Raw genomic sequence first — 19822 nt, forward strand, 5'->3', positions numbered from 1 at the left:
AACGATTACATGAAGATGACAAAAAAAGGAATAGAACGCTGGAAGACACTGAAGTCGCAGGTGGTATTTGAACACAAATGGTATACCCTGCGCCGCGACCACGTGGAGCTGCCCAACGGGCATGTGATGGACGACTACTTTGTGAGTGTACGGCCGGATGTGGTGCTGACTTTCCCGTTGACCGAAGATGGGCACGTGCTGTTTGTGCGGCAGTATAAGCATGCTGCTTCCGATATCTTTATTGAACTGCCCGGTGGCGTGATCGATGCGCATGAAACGACCCCCCTGGAGGCGGCCAAACGGGAGCTGCTGGAAGAAACCGGCTATACCACCGACGATATGGAACCGGTGCTGCAGGTGATTGACAACCCGACCAAAGACACGAATAAAATTTACTATTACATCGCCCGCAACGTTCGCGAAGTAGCTGCTCAGGACCTCGACGAGAGCGAGCACATCGAGGTCCTGAAGGTACCTTTGCAGGAGGTGGAGCAGATGATCATGAGCGGAAAGATCAACGTGGCCGGTTCTATTGCCCTCTGCCTGCTCGCTCTCCGAAAGCTGGGTGCTTAAAGCTTACTGATCTGCCTGCCAGGCAGTAGCTGCAATGATGTTGGTGCCTTTCCAATGCAAAGTATAGCCTGCCGTGTGCGGGGCGAGGCTGAACTGTGGGTGCAGGTCGAGTTCCTGGCGAATTTGGGCTGCTGTTACCTGAAGTGGAGCCGGTTTAAACCCAATGCGTGTCAGGCGGTGCTGCCAGGCATCCAGTCGTTCGTGGCGCTCTACGCGGTCATTTCCTTCAAAAGCTACCACATTGAGGATCTCCCTGCCAAAAAACTCCTGCTCAATCACACGACGCTCCGGCATATCGGCCGGTAACAGCGTATCCAGCACATCAAACACAGTATGGTAGTGACGCAGCGACTCACGCAGGCGTGGAAGGAAGTCAAGGCGGTTATGCTCTGAGTCAGGCTCTGTCAGGGTGAGCAACTGCGGACGCAATGCACGTATCTGTTGCAGTACGCGATCACGTTGGTCAGGTATAGCCACCAGTTCATCGGCGAGGTGGTGCAGGGTGAGTGCCGCGTTCACGATCAGGGTATGCGAAGCGTCAAACTCAAGCGACTGCAGATCAAAGTCCTCGAGGCGGGTAGCCACATAGGTATAGCTGAAGTCCAGGCCGAGCCGCTCGGCGTGCGCAGCCAGACGTGCACCTGTGGCCTGCAGCTTATAGGCCGGATCCGGGTTGCTGTGGTCCGGTATGTCGATGCCTGTGAGGTGCAAAGCAGGGCGCTCGCCCGGCAGAGCTGCCAGCTGTTCCATCAGGTGGAACCACTGCAAACCGCTGCCTATACCTAAGTCGAGCAGGTATACCGATGACTTACCGGCAATGGCTGAAAGTATAGCGTGATTGGCAAAACGGTGTCCGAATGTAACCAGCGGCGTAGCTGTTACCAGCACATTGAAGGCCGCGATCATGTCCATTTCCCCAAAGTTGGAGGCATATAGGTTGCCTGACGCTTTCGTTGTGCTTTGCTGACAACGCAATGCCAGGGCCCGTGCAAATGCCTGCGCAATGCGGCCTTCTGCACCTGTCTGCTCAGCAGCTCTGTTCAATAAGTCGTGTGCATTAACTACGGCCTCTTCAGGCTGGTCCTGAACCTGGTAGCCCAGGTCGAGCACCTGTGCCAATAGCGGTTGTGTGGCGTATACGCGGGAAGGATGTAGTAATTCTTGTAGCATTTGCAGGAGGTATAACTGATGTTCGTCAGGCCCGATAGTCAGGCGCAGGGTATGGTGGTCAGCGCGACGCACCTGGATGTTGTTGGCAAGCAGGTAGCTGTGTATGTCATCGGCACTGTAACCACCGGCATCCAGCAGCAGAAAATTTCCCTGTGATGGCCAGAACTGTACGCCTATCTTTTGCAGTGCCTGCTCCAACTTGGTTTTGCCGGCCTGTGTGGCCTCCAGGGTCATGTGCAGGAAGTTTTCGTCGTCCAAAGCGGCCAGTGCGGCAACCTGTGCCAGCTGGTTTACATTGTAAGGTTGTTTTACTTCTTGCACCTGCTCAATCAGGTGCCGCTGCGCGACCATGTACCCGATGCGGACGGAGGCTAGTCCGTAGGCCTTGGAGAAGGTGCGTAACACCACCAGGTTTGGATAGCGGGAGAGCATCGACACGGCCTCGGCACAGTCAGGAGCTGTAACATATTCTATGTAAGCCTCATCTACCACAACAGTAACATGTGCAGGGATCCGGTCGAGTACCTCCTCTAACTCAGCGGATGTGAGATAAGTGCCGGTTGGGTTGTTGGGGTTGCAGATGAAACAGAGCCGTGTAGAGGGGCGCAGCTGACGCATAAAAGCCTGCATGTCAATCCGGAAAGCACTTGTAAGTGGGATTTCGGTGCAGGGGATGCGCAGTGTGCGGGCTTCCTGGCAATACAGTGGGTAGGAGGGTGTGAAAGTCAGCACTTCTCCATCTTTGTCGTGACCGCAAAAGCGGCGCACGAGCAGCGAAATCAACTCCGCCGAGCCGCTGCCTACTGTGATTTCATCTGCCTGTACGCCCAGTTTCTTAGCCAGCGCATGTCGCAGGTCGGCTGCATCGGGGGTTGGGTAGCCATGTATGCTGGTGATGGCCTGTTGCATGGCGGCCAGTACCTGCGGAGATGATCCAAACAGGTTTTCGTTCGTTGCAGCTTGATAAGGGAGGCGTTTCTGTTCCATAGCAGGTTGTAGCGGCATAAGATTTTGCATTGCAATATAGCAATTCAAAAATGTATATTATATTTTAAATGATGGTTAAGCATAAAAAAATGATGACAAAGTGAAATTATGAAAAAGTGCTTTACAAGAGCTGATAACTAATTGTCTGAAAACGTTGTATATACAATTATTGCAAGCGTTATTGCATCCTATCTTAGATATTTTCGATATGAAGTTAGAACATGAATTAAAGATGCCAAACTTCAGAAGCCCTTATCAGAGAGCTTCTCTGAATCTGATGTTCACGGGTGAGTGGATGATGGCACGGGTCGACAGTCTGCTCAAGCCCTATGACATTTCTTCGCAGCAGTACAATGTCCTGCGCATCCTCCGGGGGCAGCAGGGCAAGCCGATCAACCTCTTTGCCATACAGGAGCGAATGCTGAACCGCATGAGCAATGCCACCCGCCTGGTTGAAAAGCTGCGTCTGAAGGGGCTGGTTACCCGTGAGCTTTGCGAGCAAAACAGACGCAAGGTGGAGATCGCCATCACAGACAAAGGGATGGAACTGCTCGATAAGCTAGACCCACTGATGAAGCAGCTCGAAGAAGACACCTTTAAGAGCCTGTCGGCTGAAGAAGCACAACACCTGAGCGACACACTGGACCGGGTGAGAGAATAATTCCGGCAACACGTTTGTGTTGCTTAACTTCTGGCAGGGCCTGTCGTTTAAATGTCAGTATGACAAACGAATAGCTATGGAACAGGAACAAACCACTTTGTTGAAAGATTATACGATGGAAGAAAAGGGCGCCTACCTGGCTGCGCTTGCTTCTGTTGCTTCCGCAGATGGACACGCCTCTGAAGAAGAACTGGAATTTTTGAGGGTGCTGAGTGAGGCAGCCGAGATGCCGGAAAACGTGGAGGAGGAGGTGATCTCAATTGCTAAAAATCCTTCACAGATCAGCGTGCAGCGGGTGCTCGATGTGCTCAAAAAGAGCGAACTGCGCTTCTCTTTCATCACTGATATCATCAGCTTTGCCAAAGCTGATGGCGAATATACCCAGGAGGAAGAGAAGCGGATACAGGAGATGGCCGATTACCTGGGCGTAGACCAAAAGCAGTACAGTGTGCTGGAACAATTTGTGAACAAGGCCGATGAGGCCCAGCAGCACGGGGAGGATCCGAGTTCTCAGGCATTTATGAACAAGAACGGTTTTGGTGATATGTTTAAGAACGTTGGTATCTCCCCACAAATGGTACAAGGTATACTAGGCATAGCAGCGCCGCTTGTTCTGGCCCGCATGATGGGTGGCGGCAGACGCCGCGGTGGAATGATGGGTGGCATGGGCGGCGGCCTGCTGGGAGGACTGCTTGGTGGCATGATGATGGGCCGGGGCGGGCTGATGGGGGGCGGTCGACGCTCGAACAGCGGCTTAGGTTCCATGGCCTCCGTGCTGGGAGGCCTTAACGGTCGCAACCGCTACGGCAGCATGGGTTCCGGGGGACTGGGAGGCTTGCTTGGAGGTCTGCTCGGGGGCAACAAACGGGGGGGCGGCACAAGCTGGTAGGTATAGCAGTGTATTTTCATGATCTTCAAAACAGCTATATCTGAAAGGAAAGGAGCTGGTGGCAATTTTGCCACCAGCTCCTTTCTATTTGGGCATACCTTAATCTGCTATGATATATTTTGTAGTTTTAGCGAGCAAATCTGAAACGCATCAGTCACTATGATAAAAAGTAATTTTCTATACCTGGCATTGGCCTTGAGCCTGGTTTTTTCTGCCTGTCAGCAGCCACCACAGCAACCTGCAGCAACTGCTCAAACACAAACCACCGAAGCGAAAGCATACTACCCTGGCAAAGGCGATAACTGGGAAAAGAAACAACCAGAGCAGGTAGGTATGGACGCTGCTGCATTGCAGGAAGCTGTAGAGTGGGCCAAACAACAGGAAACTACCCAAATGCCCAAGGACTTTTCTACACAAGAGGAGATCTTCGGCAAAATGCTCGGGCCTATACCTGATGATCGGGCCAGCACCAACGGCATCATCCTGAAAAACGGCTACATCGTGGCAGAGTGGGGTGAGACCGATCGGGTAGACCCTACTTACAGCGTCGCCAAAAGTGTGCTCTCCACCATACTGGGCATCACGATTGACCGGGGTATGATCAAAGACATCAAAGATCCCGTGGCGAATTATGTGCAGGATGGCGGCTATGACTCAGAGCAGAACCGGAAGGTAACCTGGGAGCGTCATGCACGCCAGACGAGCGAATGGGAAGGCGAACTGTGGGGCAAAAAGCATGACTTTGTGGGCAAGGAGGAATATGGCCGAGGCGAACGCAAACCACGTGAGCTGCAGGAACCAGGTACTTTCTACGAATACAACGACGTGCGCATCAATCGTTTCGCCCTGTCCTTGCTTCGTTTGTGGAAGAAGCCGCTGCCAGAAGTATTTAAAGACGAAGTGATGGACCCGATTGACGCCTCTAACACGTGGCAGTATGTGCCTTACCGCAATTCCTATGTAGAGATAGACGGTAAGCGCATGCCATCAGTAAGCGGTGGTACCCGTTGGGGAGGTGGCCTCTGGATCAGCGCCCGCGACGAAGCCCGCTTTGGCTACCTGTTCCTGCGCAACGGCCGCTGGAAGGACAAGCAGATCGTGTCGGAAGAATGGGTGAAAGAAGCAACCACTCAACGCGGACCTGTAGGTCCAGACTACGGCTACCTGTGGTGGTTGAACACCGAAGGCAAAGCCTGGCCGAGTGCGCCAACTACCAGCTATGCTGCTTTAGGTGCCGGGCAGAATACCATTTGGGTTGACCCGGAGCATGACATTGTCATCGTGTGGCGCTGGCATAATGGCAATCCGGATGAGTTGATCAAGCGGGTGCTGGCAGCGGTGAAGGAGTAGTATGGCGCGAGCGTCTACGCTCGTGTCTACTATGTTGGGGCCTCTGGCCCCTTTTTTATTCTATTATTAAAATTCTAGAATCGCTTCAAATGGCTTCGCTGGAAGGTCCACTCGGGAGTGAAAAGCGGGCCGCTGAAGTTGGTGCTGTACCACGGACTAATACCTGGATTCATGGGATTCTTCAGGATCTGTATCTCCTGCGCCGGCATATAGCTTTGCGCTAACAGGAAAAGCTTTTCTCCGGTTTTGTCATTAGTAACCATATCCACCACGATCACAGCATGACCGGGACTTCCTCCTTTGATGAATACATCTCCGATCTGTAGATCATCCATCGAAACGGCTTTCATTTCTTTCTCGAGCGATATGGTGCCGGCATAGGTAAAGACTACCTGCAGGTAATCTTTGAAAGAGGTATAGGAAGTTGATGCAGCTGCTTTTTTGATCCAAGTGCAATCATTTCCCTTCACCTGTACCCGATACCCTTGCCGCCACTTGCTATAGTCAGCCCGGAAACCGCTTGTGAAGTTGAAGTGAATGGCATCATAGCGTTTCTGTTCGAACAAGTATTCTGCCCGCAAACGCATCACCGCATCAGCGCATTGTTGCAGATCTCGCTTGCCTACATCAATGTCGAGCACCGCATCATAGATATTGTCGTTAGGTTTAACCGCCCCGTTGTAATAATGTACCTGTGCGCCATGGGGTTTGAGGCTGAAGTTTTGGAGATAAGCGCTAAAGCTGTTTTCTGCTGGCGTGGCTCTGGTGAATCCTTTTGGAGGTAAGAACCTCTCTGCTACTGTCTTGCCTTTAGGGTTTACTAATACTTCGGTTTCGACTATACTCTCCGGAATTTCATCTGTCACTTGCTCTGCTTTGGAACCGCAGGCTGTGAGTATGAAAAAGAGAAGGCTGTACAGGTGTAACGACATCTGGCTGCAGTTTAGTTGTGAACTAAATTAATAGTTTAATTTGGATTTGCAAGTAGTTGATGTTGTTTGGTTTAGCTGATGTATAGAGAAAACATGGATGCTATCCAAAGGGGCCAGAGGCCCCACCATAGTAGACACGAGCGTGGACACTCGCGCCATACCTATACCTTGCACAAACAAAACGAGCCGACTCAGTTGAGTCGGCTCGTTCTTTATCAGGATATACCTTTGGATCTTAGTGACGGCAAGTGCAGTGCTCGCCGGCTATACCTTCTGTGCGGGTGTCAGTACCTTCATGCCAGTCGAAAGCGGCCGCGTACTTGTTGTTTTCCCACCAGAATTTACCGGGCTTGCGGTCGTAGTTGCCTACTTCGGTCATGGTAGCGGCATCAAACAGACGGCCGTTCACCATCGTGTAGCGCACGTGCTCTGAGTTCTGGATGTTTTCCAGCGGGTTCTGGTCCAGCACGATCAGGTCGGCCAGTTTGCCGGTTTCCAGTGAACCAATCTCTTTGCCCATACCTAAATACTCGGCACCGTTTAGGGTAGCGGCGCGTAAGGCTTCCATGTTGGTCATGCCACCTTGTTGCAGCATCCACAGTTCCCAGTGAGCACCAAGGCCTTGCAGCTGTCCGTGTGCACCAAGGTTTACTTTCACACCAGCATCGGTCAGGGCCTTGCAGGCTTCGGATGTTTTGAAGTAACCGTTGCGGTATTCTTCGTCTGGCACCTGCACCACAAAGCGTGAGCGACCGTCGATCACAGAGCGTGGCGTGAATTTCAGGAGTCTTTCCTTCTCCCATACCTTGGTATTTTGGTACCAGTAGTACTCGCCGCTGGTCGCGCCGTAGTTCACGATCAGGGTAGGGGTATAGCCCGTGTTCGAAGCTTTCCATACTTCTACCACGTCTTTGTAAAGTGGCGCGATCGGGATGTTGTGCTCTATACCTGAGTGGCCGTCGAGGATCATGCTCATGTTGTGGAAGAAGGTTGAGCCGCCTTCCGGTACCACGGTCATGTCGAGTTCGCGGGCCGCCTGAATAATCTGCTGGCGCTGCTCACGGCGTGGCTGGTTGTAGCTCTTTACCGAGAAACCACCGGCAGCCTGAATGCGACGCAAGTGCGAACGGGCATCATCGAGGCTGTTCACTACGGCTTTGAAGTTACCATCAGCTCCGTAAAGAATGGTGCCTGTTGAGTAAATGCGCGGACCTACCATGTGGCCGGCTTTTACGGCTTCTGATTGGCTAAATACCATCTCAGTAGTAGAAGAAGGGTCGTGCGTGGTCGTAACACCGTAAGCTAGGTTGGCCAGGTACGACCACTGCTGTTTCGGGCTCATGCCGTTACGGAACGTACCGAGGTGTGCGTGTACATCTACTATACCTGGCATGATGGTCTTGCCACTGGCGTCGATCACTTTGGCGTCTTTCGGCACAGCTATACCTTTGCCAACCGACACAATGCGGTTGCCGTCTACTACAATCGTACCGCCTTCAATCACTTCATCGCCCTTCATGGTGATGATACGGGCATTGGTGAAGGCCACTTTGCCTTGCGGAGCATCTGTCTTGAACTCCAGCCCAATTTTTATACCTGTCGTGTCGATGGCAGGCAGTTTCTCAGGGGCACCCTCCAGGAAAGCAAAGCGGTCTTTCAGGTCGTTCGAGAAGTACTCGTCACCCAGTACCCAGTTTACTTTCTTGCTGTCGCCTGACCAGTGCACACTCGTGCCTGCGTCTTTGGTGAAGCGGGCCACTGGCAATGCCTTGGTCTCCGCGCTCAGCTCCATACCTGCTCCGTTAGCCGAGAAAGGCACCACGTAGCCGTTGAACAGCTCCACAAACGCCAGCCACTTATTGTCGGGGCTTGGGTAGAACTGGTCAGTGTAGGTAGAGGTATAGTGCGTACGCTCCTCTTTTCCGTTCAGGTCCACGCTCTTGAAGGTATACTTACCACCTCCACCAGCTGTAAAGAAAATGCGGTCAGACGTAGCGTTGAACAGCGGGTTGAATCCATTTTTCATGATCAGTGTCGGATTTTTGCCTTCTGCAGTCATGTAGTAGGTACCACGTTCATTGCCGTGTGCATAGCCCATGTGATTGTTGCCACCGTCTTTGCTGTACACGATCAGTTTACCGTTCGGTGAGAAAGAGGCGTTAGTGTAGAAGCCTTTCTCAGCAGTCAGCTTAACTGGCTTCGCGTTCTTCTTGCGGATGTCCACTTTCACCAGTGCACCCAGGTTTTCATCGTCCCAGGTAGAGAACACGAGCGTCTTGCCATCAGGCGAGAAAGTCGGGTAGAATTCGAAATCCTTGCTGTTGGTGATGCGCTCCGGCTTGCCGTTTGGCAGTTCTTTTTTGTAAATGTGGCCTGCTGCATTGAACACCAACAGCTTACCGTCAGGAGAAGTCACTGCGTGGCGGATGGCCTTAGCAGTGAACTGCGCCGGTGAAACACCTTCTTTGCTGAAGTCGTGGCGCACAGCTTCGGCGATGTGGTGCGTAGCAGTTGCTTCGAAAGGAATGTTGGTTACCTTTTGGCTGGCTACGTCAATCTTGTTGATCTTGCCACCTGCCCAGAATACCAGGCTCTTGTTATCAGGCGTCCACGCGAAGTTCGGATATACCCCGAAGATTGCCCACGCTTCCTGCTGGTCGTTGCTCAGTTGGTCGTAGATCGGCCACTGCTCACCTGTTTTCAGGTCGTGAATGAAGAGCACAGATTTGGTACGCACCCGGCGCACAAAAGCCAGCTGCTTGCCGTCGCGGGAGATCACCGGACGAACCGAGCCGCCGTTTCCGGTCACCACGTTCTCGATCTCACCTGTGTTACGGTCTACGCGACGGATCACATAAATCTGGCCGTTCGGATCTTTGTTGTACTCAAAGGTAGTGCCGCCGCTCATGTCTTCAGAGAAGTACACATATTTGCCATCCGGCGATACCACTGGCTCACCAGCGTCTTGCTGGTCGTTTTTGCGCTTGGTCAGCTGCACGCCGCTACCGCCTGAGCGGTGGTACATCCACATTTCGCCGGCGCCCAGCGAACGGGAGGCCGTAAAGTGCTTGCGTGCGATCAGGTACTCACCGTCTGGCGTCCAAACGGCGTTGTTCAGCAAGCGGAAATTTTCTTTGGTGATCTGTTTGGCGTCAGAACCATCGCGCTTCATCACCCAGATGTTATCGCCACCACCTGCGTCGGATGTGAAAGAGATGAACTTGCCATCGGGGCTGAAACGCGGCTGCACCTCGTAGGCACGGCCGCTGCGGAGCAACTTAGCCTTACCACCAGACATTGGCATAATGTAGATATCGCCGAGCATGTCGAACACGATCTCCTTGCCGTCCGGACTCACGTCCACGCTCATCCAGGTGCCTTCGTCGGTTGTTACCGTGATTTCTTTTTGAGGACCGCGGGCTTCTTCCACGTTCCACTTATTGTCTTTTTTGTCCTGCGCCGTGGCTGTGCCTAAAGGTAAGGCAAGCGCCGCCGCCAGGAACATACTCAGATAGGTATGCTTCTTCATGACAGGGTGTAAGTCGATTAGATTAGTTTAGATTCTCAAATTTAATGATTTGAGGGGAGAAATCAGAAAAGGTTTAAACTGGGTGAGGGGGATTGGGAATGTTGGGGCCTTCCGACCTCACAGTGTCTCCCAGACCTGTGAGTGTCTTGCTGGCTACAGAGGTATAGCTTGTAATATGCTATAACTGTCAAAATGGAAAAATCTTGGTTGAAAGGTGGTAGGAACGGGTACAAGGACATTCTCAACAGATTATTTTAGGATGTAAACATCCGTGTGTCAGCATACGCGGGTCTGGAGACTCGCAGCAGTTTAAATTCGAATAAATATTTCCGAATCAGCTTTCCCATATTCCTTAAGTTGACGGCATTGGGTCAAGACCTACCTTACATATAAATTGCCCCCTATACCTACTCCACCTCAAAACTCTTCGGCAAGTCAAAGCTCAGTGGCTTATTGCGGCTGTGTATCTGTTCGAGAAAGCTGTCGAGCTCGTCTTTGTATTCGAGATGGTAGTCTTCGTGCAGGTTCTTGCGGATAAGCTGGATCGTACGCTGCAGAAGGCGGGCGGTAGCGGTATAGAAGGCTTTGTAGTAACTGTCGAACTGGCCCGTGAAATTGTCAAAGATCAGGCGCAGCAGGTATAGGTGCAGGTCGGTTTCTAACTTCACGTCTTTGGTGATACGCTTGAAACGGGCGATTTCCTTAGCTGACTTGCGCAGCGACTTAGTCAGGGCACGGCCGAGGTAACGACCGGTAGTACCAATCATCAACTCGTGGATTTTCTCAACGGTCTGTTCGTAGGCTTCTTCCGGCGTGAGTTCGCCCAGCTCAATTGCCAACAAGTCATAAAGCTCCCCGTCACGTCTGGCGGCTTTTAGAATAATCGCTTCCTTTTCTTTGTCGCTCAGCTGCTTAACAGCTTTTTTAAAACCAGTGGAGACGGTAGGCATAGATTTTCAGACAGAATATGAATAAGCCAGAACGGTAAGGCTTTGCTATAGTTGCAACCGCGACGGCTATACCTGTAAAACTAGGTAAAATTGAATTGCTGTTCAAGATGGGGTGAAGGGAAAACAATTTGGCTATACCTTGTTTATGATGACTATAGAAAAAGGGCATTTGTCCTGTTTCAAATCCCCTCGCTCGCGTCCCGCGAGTGTGAGTTATTTAGCGGACTCTGGCCGCTTAATTCTGTAATTGTTGGCACAAGTGACGGGACGCCACTGGATATCTCACACTCGCGGGACGCGAGCGAGGGGAAGAGTAGTTGAGAAGGCCTAATCTGTAAATTCTTTTTAATCCTAAAAATTATTGGGGAAGGGCCCCTATAAAGATTCAGACAGAATAATATCCGCCTCCACAGGAATTATGCCCGACTCCGGATTGTTTTAACCTATACCTTTTTTGGATAGTCGGAGCTGGACGGGAAGTGCTGTTTTATAGTTGCTTCTGCTTCCGTAGCTCCGTAAAAATTCGTAATTTTGCACTATGAGTATTGAGACAGAAATTTTACATCAGGACGAAGTAGCCTTGCTCGAAGAGAGCACTGATTTGCGCAACCTGATTGTGTATAACGACGACGTGAACACATTTGACCACGTGATTGCTACGTTGATCAAGGTATGCGGCCATTCGGCGGAGCAGGCGGAGCAATGCACGCTGCTGATCCATTACAAAGGCAAGTGCACCGTTAAGGTAGGGTCTTACGAAGAGCTGGCAGGTATGTGCACCGCCCTTCACGACAAAGACCTTTCGGCCAACATAGAGTAGCGGGAGGTTGAATGGAATTTCCGTCTAAATTGATTGAAAACGCCGTTGAGGAGTTGGCGAAGCTCCCGGGCGTAGGGCGCAAGACTGCCCTGCGATTGGCGCTGCACATGCTCAAAGAGGAATCTGAGGAAACCTTTCTGCTGGCTGAGGCGCTCGTGAAAATGCGCACCGAGGTGAAGCATTGCAAGGAATGCCACAACATATCCGACACAGAGGTGTGCGGTATTTGCCTGAATCCGTTGCGAGACCGCAGCCTATTGTGTGTCGTGAGCGACATCCGGGATGTGATCGCGATCGAGAACACGTCACAGTTCAAGGGCCTGTACCATGTGCTGGGTGGTGTGATCTCGCCTATTGAAGGCGTGGGCCCATCGGACCTGCACATCGACTCGCTGCTCGAGCGCCTGCCGAACTCTGAAGTAAAAGAGATTCTGCTGGCTATCAGCCCGACCATGGAAGGCGACACGACTGCTTTTTACCTGACCCGCAAACTTCGTGACCACAATGTGCGCATTACTACAATCGCCCGTGGTGTGCCGGTAGGGGGCGAGTTGGAGTATACTGATGAAATTACCCTGGGACGCAGCATTGTAGAGCGTACGTCTTACGGCAAGAACTAAAACTCGCGGCTTGTAATAGCTGGAAAAGGACATGCGGACAGCATGTCCTTTTTGTTTTTGGTGAGATATAGGTCTGATAGGCAGTTGTTCCTGGGCCAGAGGCCCCACCATCGTAGACACGAGCGAGGACGGTCGCGCCATACCTTAGAACCCTCCCTATAATCCCACCCCCTTATCACTGGTTTTCTCTTGCATTATATTAACTTTGGAGCTTAATTCAGAATAAGCATGCAGAACACAGCATTCAACATACTTTCAGACAGAATCATGGCCCTGTCGGAGTCGCAGACCATCGCGATGGCTAAAAAAGGCCGTGAACTTGCCGCACAAGGTCATGATATCATTAACCTAAGCTTCGGAGAGCCGGACTTCCAAACGCCGCAATACATCAAAGATGCGGCGAAAGAGGCGATCGACGAGGGGTTTACCTTCTATACCCCGGTACCGGGCTTCCCGGCCTTGCGTCAGGCAATTGCCGACAAGTTTAAGCGTGACAACAACCTGGACTATGGTCCGGAGAACATTGTGGTGTCGACCGGTGCCAAGCAGTCCATTGCCAATGCGGTGATGTGCCTGGTGAATCCGGGGGACGAGGTGATCATCTTTTCGCCTTACTGGGTATCCTATGAAGAGATTGTGAAACTGGCCGAAGGTACGCCTGTGCCGTTGCAGGGTCGTTTGGAGAATGACTTCAAGGTGACGCCGGAGCAACTCGAGAACGCCATCACCTCCAATACTAAGCTGGTCATGTACTCTTCACCTTGCAACCCGACTGGTTCGGTGTTTGACGAGGAGGAACTACTGGCGATTGCCAAGGTGCTGGAGAAGCACCCGCAGGTATACGTTATCGCTGACGAGATCTACGAGTATATCAATTTCGGCGGCAAGCACGCCAGCATGGCCAGCTTTGACTTCATCAAAGACCGCGTGATCACTGTGAACGGCTTTTCGAAAGGCTATGCCATGACGGGTTGGCGTGTGGGCTATATCGCCGCGCACAAAGACATTGCCACTGCCTGCGAGAAAATGCAAAGCCAGATCACATCCGGTACTTGCTCTATCGCCCAAAAGGCGGCTCATGCGGCACTACTGGGCGGAAACGAATCAGCTTTGGAAATGCGTGATGCGTACCGTCGCCGTCGTGATCTCGTGCTGGACATCATGCAGGATATACCCGGCTTCAAGACCAACGTGCCAACCGGCGCATTTTATATTTTCCCGGATGTGAGCTACTATTTCGGAAAGAGCTGCAATGGCAACATCATCAGCAGTGCGCTCGACCTGAGCCTATACTTGCTCACTGATGCGCATGTAGCGCTTGTGAGTGGTGAGGCCTTTGGGGCACCGCAGTGTATCCGTTTCTCTTACGCTACATCCGACGATAAACTAATTGAGGCGCTCCGTCGCATTAAGGAGAGCCTCGCCAAATTGCAGTAATGAACCAGCATACCAATTTAGAAGATATTTTCAGTGCCTTCGATAGGCTGACTGTGCTCATCGTGGGCGACGTGATGATTGACTCATACCTGTGGGGCAAGTCGACACGCATTTCGCCGGAAGCACCTGTGCCGATCGTGAACGTGGTGAAACGCGAGAAACGACTGGGCGGAGCCGCTAACGTGGCTCTGAACGTACAGGCCATGGGCGCGACGCCACTGCTTTGCTCTGTCATCGGTGACGACCCGGACGGCGGCGATTTCCTGCGCCTGATGGAAGAGCGCAACCTGTCCATCGAAGGCATCGTGCAGAGCCCGGAGCGGATAACCACCATCAAGCATCGTATCATTGCCGGTGCACAGCAACTGCTGCGTGTGGATGCTGAGATAGAGCATAACCTGGCCGACTACGAAGAGCGGCACCTAGAGGAGCACTACCTGAAACTGCTCGACCGGGCCGATGTGGTGGTGTTTGAGGACTATGACAAAGGCGTATTCTCTGAAAATAACATTGCCCGTTTCATCCAACTGGCCAACGAGCGCGGTATACCGAGCGTGGTGGATCCGAAGAAGAAAAACTTCCTGAGTTACAAAGGCTGTACGCTGTTCAAACCAAACCTGAAAGAGCTCAAAGAAGGTCTGAAAGTAGACTTCGCCGACGAGAACCTGCATGCTTTTGAAGAGGCAGTGGCCCAGTTACAGGAACGACTTTCGACCAGGCAAGTGCTCGTTACGCTTTCGGAGCGCGGCGTGTTTGTGGCCGATGGCGAGGAGAAAACTTATATACCTGCCCATCGCCGTTCTATCTCGGATGTGTCGGGGGCCGGCGATACGGTGATCAGTATTGCGGCGCTATGTATGGCGCTGCGCACTTCGCTGCCATTTATGGCCGGCCTAAGCAACCTGGGCGGCGGACTGGTATGCGAACAGGTAGGGGTAGTGCCTGTCGACAGAAACCGCTTGTTCGAAGAAGCAAAAGAGAACAGGCTGTACGAATCACATGAACACCGAACAGCTTAACAGGCTACTATACGGCAGCAAACTGCGGGCATACATGCTGATGCGCCGCACTACCTATACGCTCACCATCGTAGCGATAGGCTTGCTGCTGTATGCCCACGGTGTTGTCACCAACCCTGAAACCATTCAGCTCATTTTCTATGCCATCGACGCCATCCTTGGAGTCTTTGTCGTGATATACCTGCTGCGCATCCTCTATGGATTTGAGCGGGTCAAGTTTCTGCGGCGAACATGGTTTGAGGGTGTCCTGATGGCCATCATTCTGGTCAACCATGTGGGTACTTACCTGTTCGATTTCCCTGTTATCTACAATATTTTTGAAGGCATAGGCATGCCGCTCTCGGTGGAGATCTACCGTGTGCTGGTTTCGCTTTACATGCTTTTGCTATTGGTGATTGAGTTGCTCGAAACAAGAGTGCACCTCAAAACCCTGCAGGTAAAGCCGGCTGTGACATTCCTGATGAGCTTTCTGACGCTCATCGCATTGGGCACAGCCATGTTCATGTTGCCCAAAATGACCAATGACCCAGACGGTATGCGCTTTGTTGATGCGCTCTTTATGGCGACGAGCGCTTCCTGTATCACCGGCCTGACGGTGGTAGACCCGGGTACTTATTTCACTTTTTCGGGTCAGGTTATTCTGCTATTGCTGGTGCAGCTGGGCGGTTTGGGTGTGATGACATTTGCTACCTTCTTTGCCACCCTGATGCGGCAAGGTATAGGTATCAAACAGCACGTGGCCATGTTTGAGATCATGGAAAGTGAATCTATCTCTTTCACAAAGGGCTTGCTTCGCAAACTGATCATCATGACGCTGTCCATAGAGGCCATCGGAACTGTGATCATCTTTGCAACCTGGGGTAATGAAGTAGAATTTGTAGGACTTGGGAGTAAGATCTTCTTCTCTGTGTTCCATGCCGTGTCTGGCTTTTGCAATGCCGGCTTCTCACTGTTCCCGGAGGGGATGTATAGCAACCCTTTGCAAAAAGCTTATGTGCTGCATCTGACCATCGCCACACTCGTGATATTGGGAGGTATTGGTTTTCCAACTATTCTGGATATTCTTTCGCCCAAAGCGATGCGTGCCCGCATGGCGGCGCCATGGCGCAACTGGAAAATGATGACGCGCGTGACAGTGTACTCATCGGCTGCCTTGCTTGCTTTCGGTACGGTCACCTTTTTTCTGTTAGAGTACTTTAACACGCTCTCACACCTTAGTTTCGTCGAGGCGCTTATTACTTCCTTTTTTCAATCCATGACCACCCGTTCCTCCGGGTTCAACACCGTGGATACCTCGGCCATTTCGGTCCCGGCCTTACTGATTATGATGATGCTGATGTTTATCGGTGCCTCGCCGGGCTCGATGGGCGGTGGTATAAAAACGACTACTTTCACGGTTATCATCCTGTCGGTCTGGACGACCATCGTGGGCAAGCGAAACATCGAAATCGGAAAACGAACCATTCCGCACTCAGTGTCTTACAAGGCTTTTGCTGTGTTTACCTTTGCCGTTGGCTTCAATATTCTGTTCCTGATCATTCTGTCTATATCTGATGCCCAGTTCGATATACTGCGACTGGCATTCGAACAGGTGTCTGCCTTTGCCACAGTGGGGCTGAGTACAGGTATAACGGCTGGCCTTTCGGATGTAGGAAAAACAGTGATCATCCTGTCCATGTACATCGGGAGAGTAGGAACGCTTACGCTGGCGCTAGCTATCAGCACACGGGCTACTTCTACTGCTTATAAGTACCCGGATACACATTTGGCTATTGGTTAAGCTTGTGTTAGCTTTGAGGCTTCAACTTCATTAAATGCGCACAGAAGAGCTAAACAGGTTGCTTTATGGGAGTAAGCTCAGAGCTTACGCCCTGATGCGCCGCACCACCTACCTGCTTACCCTTATTTCGGTTGGCTTGCTTATTTATGCGCATGGCATTGCACAGAAACCAGCGACGATACAGCTGCTCTTTAATGCGATTGATGCCATCCTGTCAATATTCGTAATCATATACCTGCTGCGCATCCTCTATACCTTCGAGCGGAAGAAGTTCCTGAGGCGCACCTGGTTCGAAGGCCTACTAATGGCTATTATCCTGATTAACGAGGTGAGCACCTACGGACTGGAGGAATCAGCGATCTACACCTTCTTCGAAAGCATTGACATACCACTTTCGGTGGAAGTGTACCGGGTGGTCGTGTCGCTGTTTATGCTGCTGCTGCTGATCATTGAGTTGCTGGAAACCCGCGTGCACCTCAAAACACTTCAGTTTAAGCCGACAATCACATTTCTGCTCAGTTTCCTGTTTTTAATACTAATTGGCGCAGGCCTGCTGATGATGCCTAACATGATTACCACACCAGGCAGTATGCGCTTCATCGACGCCCTCTTCATGGCAGCCAGTGCTTCCTGCGTGACAGGTCTGGCGGTAGTGGATCCGGGAACTTACTTTACTTTTTCGGGGCAGGTGGTGCTGCTCATGCTCGTGCAGTTGGGCGGTCTGGGTATTCTGACTTTCGCTACCTTCTTTGCCACACTGATGCGACAGGGCGTAGGTATAAAACAGCACGTGGCCATGTACGAGATCATGGAAAGCGAATCACTGTTCTCCACTAAAAACCTGCTGCGCAAACTGGTGGTAATGACTTTCTCCATCGAGGCTATCGGGGCTGTGATCATCTTTATGACATGGGGACAGGAAGTACAGTTCGAGAGCTTAGGCAGCAAGATTTTCTTCTCGGTTTTTCATGCCGTGTCGGCCTTTTGTAATGCCGGACTGTCGCTTTTCCCCGAGGGCTTGTACACGGAACCTGTACGGTTTTCCTATGTGATGCACCTGACCGTGGCGGGCTTAATTATTTTCGGGGGCATCGGCTTTCCAACCATCCTCGATGTGCTGTCGCCACAATCCATGCGTGCACGAATGGAAAGGCCCTGGCGAAACTGGCGCTTGCTTTCCCGAATCACCATTTTCACCTCTGCCGTCCTGATCGCTATGGGCACAGTGGGCTTTTTCCTGCTGGAGTACTACAACACACTGGCGCAGCTCAGTTTTGTGGAAGCCGTGATCGCATCATTTTTCCAGGCTGTGACTACCCGTACTGCTGGCTTCAATACCCTTGATATCTCGGCACTCACTGTGCCTACTCTGCTGATGTTTATCTTCCTGATGTTTATTGGCGCATCGCCGGGGTCTACTGGAGGTGGTATCAAAACAACCACTTTTGCGATTATTCTGCTGTCGGTGTGGGCTACCATTCGCGGCAAGCGAAACGTGGAAATCGGCAACCGTACTATACCGCATCTGGTATCTTACAAGGCCTTTTCGGTTTTTACGTTTGCCGCTATGATCAACATCTTTTTCCTGTTCATCCTAACCATTACGGACTCTCAATTTGATATTTTCAGACTCGCCTTTGAGCAGGTATCGGCCTTTGCTACCGTAGGCTTAAGCACAGGTATAACCGCTGGCCTTTCTGACACAGGCAAAGGCATTATCATTTTGTCGATGTTCATGGGCAGGGTAGGTACGCTGACCTTGGCTCTTGCTCTGAGTACCCGCGCCACCACTACTGCCTATAAGTATCCGGAGACGCATGTTCCAGTCGGGTAAAAGAGTTTGAGAGTTAGAGGTTTTGGGATTTTAAGAGCTGAGGAATTTGAGGAAATCCAGGAATCTAATTCATAACCTTTTGTTTACAACCAACCTAAATTATAAATAAAGAAGGCCCGCCAGATTTGGCGGGCCTTCTTTATTTATAATACTCTGATGAGGTCGGGGCTGACAGTTTGAACGCTTTATAGCTAATCTCCAACTCCTAAACTCCCAGACTTTCTAACTTCTCATACTACCGCTATACGCCTTCACTGTCTGGATAAAGCACTTCACTTTTTCCGGATCGGTATCTGGGTATACGCCATGGCCTAGGTTGGCTATGTGGCGCTGCGGGCCGAATTCCTTCAGCATGTTAATGGTTTCGCGCTCAATTGTCTCGAAGGAGCTGTATAGCAAGCATGGATCCATGTTACCCTGCAGGGTCTTGTTCGGACCAACCTGCGCTCTGGAAGTTTTGATGTCCATGTTCCAGTCGAGGCCGATGGTTTCGCAGTTCAGTTTGCTGAAGTCCTCCAGGGCAAAGAAAGCACCTTTGGCGAATACCGTTACCGGCACCTCGTTGATAGCGTTGCAGATCTCGTTGATATATGGCAAAGAGAACTCACGGTAGTGCGCTGGGGTGAGTATACCTGCCCAGGAGTCGAACACTTGTATCAGGTTCGCTCCGGCTTCTACCTGTGCTTTCAGGTATGCAATAGTGGTATCGGTGATCATGCGCAGCATCTGGTGTGCCAACTTCGGGTTGGTATACAGCAGGCCGCGTGCATGCGAGAATGTCTTGGAGCCGCTACCCTCTACCATGTAAGCCAGAATAGTCCACGGCGCACCGGCAAAACCGATAAGCGGCACACGTCCGTTCAGAGCCCTTTTGGTCACCTTGATGGCTTCCAGCACATAACCCAGGTGCTCATGCGGGTCGGCTACACGGAGGCGGGCCAGGTCAGCTTCGGTACGGATGGTTTTCGGGAACCATGGTCCGCGCTTCTCCACCATTTCGTAGGTACAGCCCATCGCTTCCGGCACCACCAGGATGTCAGAGAAAATGATGGCCGCATCCACGTCGAGAATATCCACGGGTTGGATGGTCACTTCAGCGGCCAGATCCGGTGTTTCCACCAGTTCTTTGAATCCACTCAGGCTCTCACGTACGGCTCTGTATTCGGGTAGGATGCGGCCAGCCTGGCGCATCAGCCACACCGGAGTACGTTCTACGGTTTCTCCTTTGGCGGCTCTTATAAGCAGGTCATTCTTCAATTGCATGGCACAAA

At 51.7% G+C, this 19822-nt stretch carries 15 protein-coding genes; 10 read left to right on the plus strand and 5 right to left on the minus strand.

Annotated elements, in window-relative coordinates; genetic code table 11:
- The first annotated feature begins 9 nt into the window (after positions 1-9).
- Positions 10-573 carry an NUDIX hydrolase gene (locus Q1A54_RS11555; protein ID WP_299988070.1) on the plus strand — a complete coding sequence of 188 codons (564 nt, stop codon included), beginning with the start codon at positions 10-12 and terminating at the stop codon, positions 571-573.
- 3 nt (positions 574-576) lie between these two features.
- On the opposite strand, the gene hisC is transcribed toward Q1A54_RS11555, so the two are convergent.
- On the minus strand, positions 577-2730 hold the full coding sequence (hisC, locus tag Q1A54_RS11560) for a histidinol-phosphate transaminase (RefSeq protein WP_299988072.1): 2154 nt from the start codon (positions 2728-2730) through the stop codon (positions 577-579).
- Between the two features lie 208 nt (positions 2731-2938).
- Here hisC and Q1A54_RS11565 point away from each other — a divergent pair, with 208 nt between their 5' ends.
- The 3 genes from Q1A54_RS11565 to Q1A54_RS11575 all read left to right on the plus strand — a co-directional run bounded on the left by Q1A54_RS11565 (position 2939) and on the right by Q1A54_RS11575 (position 5630).
- Positions 2939-3391, plus strand: coding sequence for a MarR family transcriptional regulator (locus tag Q1A54_RS11565; RefSeq protein WP_196115069.1), 453 nt, complete (start codon positions 2939-2941; stop codon positions 3389-3391).
- Positions 3392-3467: 76 nt separating this feature from the next.
- Positions 3468-4280, plus strand: coding sequence for a TerB family tellurite resistance protein (locus Q1A54_RS11570; RefSeq protein WP_299988075.1), 813 nt, complete (start codon positions 3468-3470; stop codon positions 4278-4280).
- 159 nt (positions 4281-4439) lie between these two features.
- Positions 4440-5630 carry a serine hydrolase gene (locus Q1A54_RS11575; protein ID WP_299988078.1) on the plus strand — a complete coding sequence of 397 codons (1191 nt, stop codon included), beginning with the start codon at positions 4440-4442 and terminating at the stop codon, positions 5628-5630.
- A 74-nt stretch (positions 5631-5704) separates the two neighbouring features.
- Here the strand turns inward: Q1A54_RS11575 and Q1A54_RS11580 are convergent, their stop codons facing one another.
- From Q1A54_RS11580 to Q1A54_RS11590, 3 genes are all read right to left on the minus strand, one after another.
- The gene (locus Q1A54_RS11580; protein ID WP_299988081.1) at positions 5705-6562 is read right to left on the minus strand and encodes a DUF4846 domain-containing protein; all 858 of its coding nucleotides are present in this window, start codon (positions 6560-6562) and stop codon (positions 5705-5707) included.
- A gap of 235 nt (positions 6563-6797) precedes the next feature.
- Positions 6798-10091: an amidohydrolase family protein gene (locus tag Q1A54_RS11585; RefSeq protein WP_299988084.1), complete on the minus strand. Its 3294-nt coding sequence runs from the start codon at positions 10089-10091 to the stop codon at positions 6798-6800.
- Between the two features lie 407 nt (positions 10092-10498).
- A complete protein-coding gene (locus tag Q1A54_RS11590) occupies positions 10499-11041 on the minus strand; it encodes a hypothetical protein (RefSeq protein ID WP_299988087.1) in 543 nt (180 codons plus the stop codon).
- Between the two features lie 538 nt (positions 11042-11579).
- On the opposite strand from Q1A54_RS11590, the gene Q1A54_RS11595 reads away from it, so the two are divergent.
- The 6 genes from Q1A54_RS11595 to Q1A54_RS11620 all read left to right on the plus strand — a co-directional run bounded on the left by Q1A54_RS11595 (position 11580) and on the right by Q1A54_RS11620 (position 18551).
- Positions 11580-11861 carry an ATP-dependent Clp protease adaptor ClpS gene (locus Q1A54_RS11595; protein WP_299988090.1) on the plus strand — a complete coding sequence of 94 codons (282 nt, stop codon included), beginning with the start codon at positions 11580-11582 and terminating at the stop codon, positions 11859-11861.
- 11 nt (positions 11862-11872) lie between these two features.
- Positions 11873-12481, plus strand: coding sequence for a recombination mediator RecR (gene recR / locus Q1A54_RS11600; RefSeq protein WP_101445725.1), 609 nt, complete (start codon positions 11873-11875; stop codon positions 12479-12481).
- A gap of 228 nt (positions 12482-12709) precedes the next feature.
- The gene (locus Q1A54_RS11605) at positions 12710-13918 is read left to right on the plus strand and encodes a pyridoxal phosphate-dependent aminotransferase (RefSeq protein ID WP_299988099.1); all 1209 of its coding nucleotides are present in this window, start codon (positions 12710-12712) and stop codon (positions 13916-13918) included.
- Positions 13918-14937: a bifunctional heptose 7-phosphate kinase/heptose 1-phosphate adenyltransferase gene (locus Q1A54_RS11610; RefSeq protein WP_299988102.1), complete on the plus strand. Its 1020-nt coding sequence runs from the start codon at positions 13918-13920 to the stop codon at positions 14935-14937. Before Q1A54_RS11605 ends, Q1A54_RS11610 begins: the two co-directional genes overlap by 1 nt.
- Positions 14918-16717 carry a potassium transporter TrkG gene (locus Q1A54_RS11615; protein ID WP_196115080.1) on the plus strand — a complete coding sequence of 600 codons (1800 nt, stop codon included), beginning with the start codon at positions 14918-14920 and terminating at the stop codon, positions 16715-16717. Before Q1A54_RS11610 ends, Q1A54_RS11615 begins: the two co-directional genes overlap by 20 nt.
- Before the next feature lie 34 nt (positions 16718-16751).
- The gene (locus tag Q1A54_RS11620; RefSeq protein ID WP_299988106.1) at positions 16752-18551 is read left to right on the plus strand and encodes a potassium transporter TrkG; all 1800 of its coding nucleotides are present in this window, start codon (positions 16752-16754) and stop codon (positions 18549-18551) included.
- A 222-nt stretch (positions 18552-18773) separates the two neighbouring features.
- Here Q1A54_RS11620 and hemE read toward each other — a convergent pair whose 3' ends face one another.
- Entirely contained in the window at positions 18774-19814 is a 1041-nt protein-coding gene (hemE, locus tag Q1A54_RS11625) for a uroporphyrinogen decarboxylase (protein ID WP_299988110.1), read from the minus strand.
- Positions 19815-19822 lie beyond the last annotated feature (8 nt).

This window comes from uncultured Pontibacter sp. (genome assembly GCF_947502515.1).
Taxonomy (GTDB): domain Bacteria; phylum Bacteroidota; class Bacteroidia; order Cytophagales; family Hymenobacteraceae; genus Pontibacter.

Coding starts and splice junctions, on each gene's coding strand:
- Q1A54_RS11595 (WP_299988090.1), top strand. CDS start 11,580: ATGAGTATTGAGACAGAAATTTTACATCAGGACGAAGTAGCCTTGCTC.
- Q1A54_RS11570 (WP_299988075.1), top strand. CDS start 3,468: ATGGAACAGGAACAAACCACTTTGTTGAAAGATTATACGATGGAAGAA.
- Q1A54_RS11555 (WP_299988070.1), top strand. CDS start 10: ATGAAGATGACAAAAAAAGGAATAGAACGCTGGAAGACACTGAAGTCG.
- Q1A54_RS11605 (WP_299988099.1), top strand. CDS start 12,710: ATGCAGAACACAGCATTCAACATACTTTCAGACAGAATCATGGCCCTG.
- recR (WP_101445725.1), top strand. CDS start 11,873: ATGGAATTTCCGTCTAAATTGATTGAAAACGCCGTTGAGGAGTTGGCG.
- Q1A54_RS11565 (WP_196115069.1), top strand. CDS start 2,939: ATGAAGTTAGAACATGAATTAAAGATGCCAAACTTCAGAAGCCCTTAT.
- Q1A54_RS11620 (WP_299988106.1), top strand. CDS start 16,752: ATGCGCACAGAAGAGCTAAACAGGTTGCTTTATGGGAGTAAGCTCAGA.
- Q1A54_RS11575 (WP_299988078.1), top strand. CDS start 4,440: ATGATAAAAAGTAATTTTCTATACCTGGCATTGGCCTTGAGCCTGGTT.
- hemE (WP_299988110.1), bottom strand. CDS start 19,814: ATGCAATTGAAGAATGACCTGCTTATAAGAGCCGCCAAAGGAGAAACC.
- Q1A54_RS11590 (WP_299988087.1), bottom strand. CDS start 11,041: ATGCCTACCGTCTCCACTGGTTTTAAAAAAGCTGTTAAGCAGCTGAGC.
- Q1A54_RS11585 (WP_299988084.1), bottom strand. CDS start 10,091: ATGAAGAAGCATACCTATCTGAGTATGTTCCTGGCGGCGGCGCTTGCC.
- hisC (WP_299988072.1), bottom strand. CDS start 2,730: ATGGAACAGAAACGCCTCCCTTATCAAGCTGCAACGAACGAAAACCTG.
- Q1A54_RS11580 (WP_299988081.1), bottom strand. CDS start 6,562: ATGTCGTTACACCTGTACAGCCTTCTCTTTTTCATACTCACAGCCTGC.
- Q1A54_RS11615 (WP_196115080.1), top strand. CDS start 14,918: ATGAACACCGAACAGCTTAACAGGCTACTATACGGCAGCAAACTGCGG.
- Q1A54_RS11610 (WP_299988102.1), top strand. CDS start 13,918: ATGAACCAGCATACCAATTTAGAAGATATTTTCAGTGCCTTCGATAGG.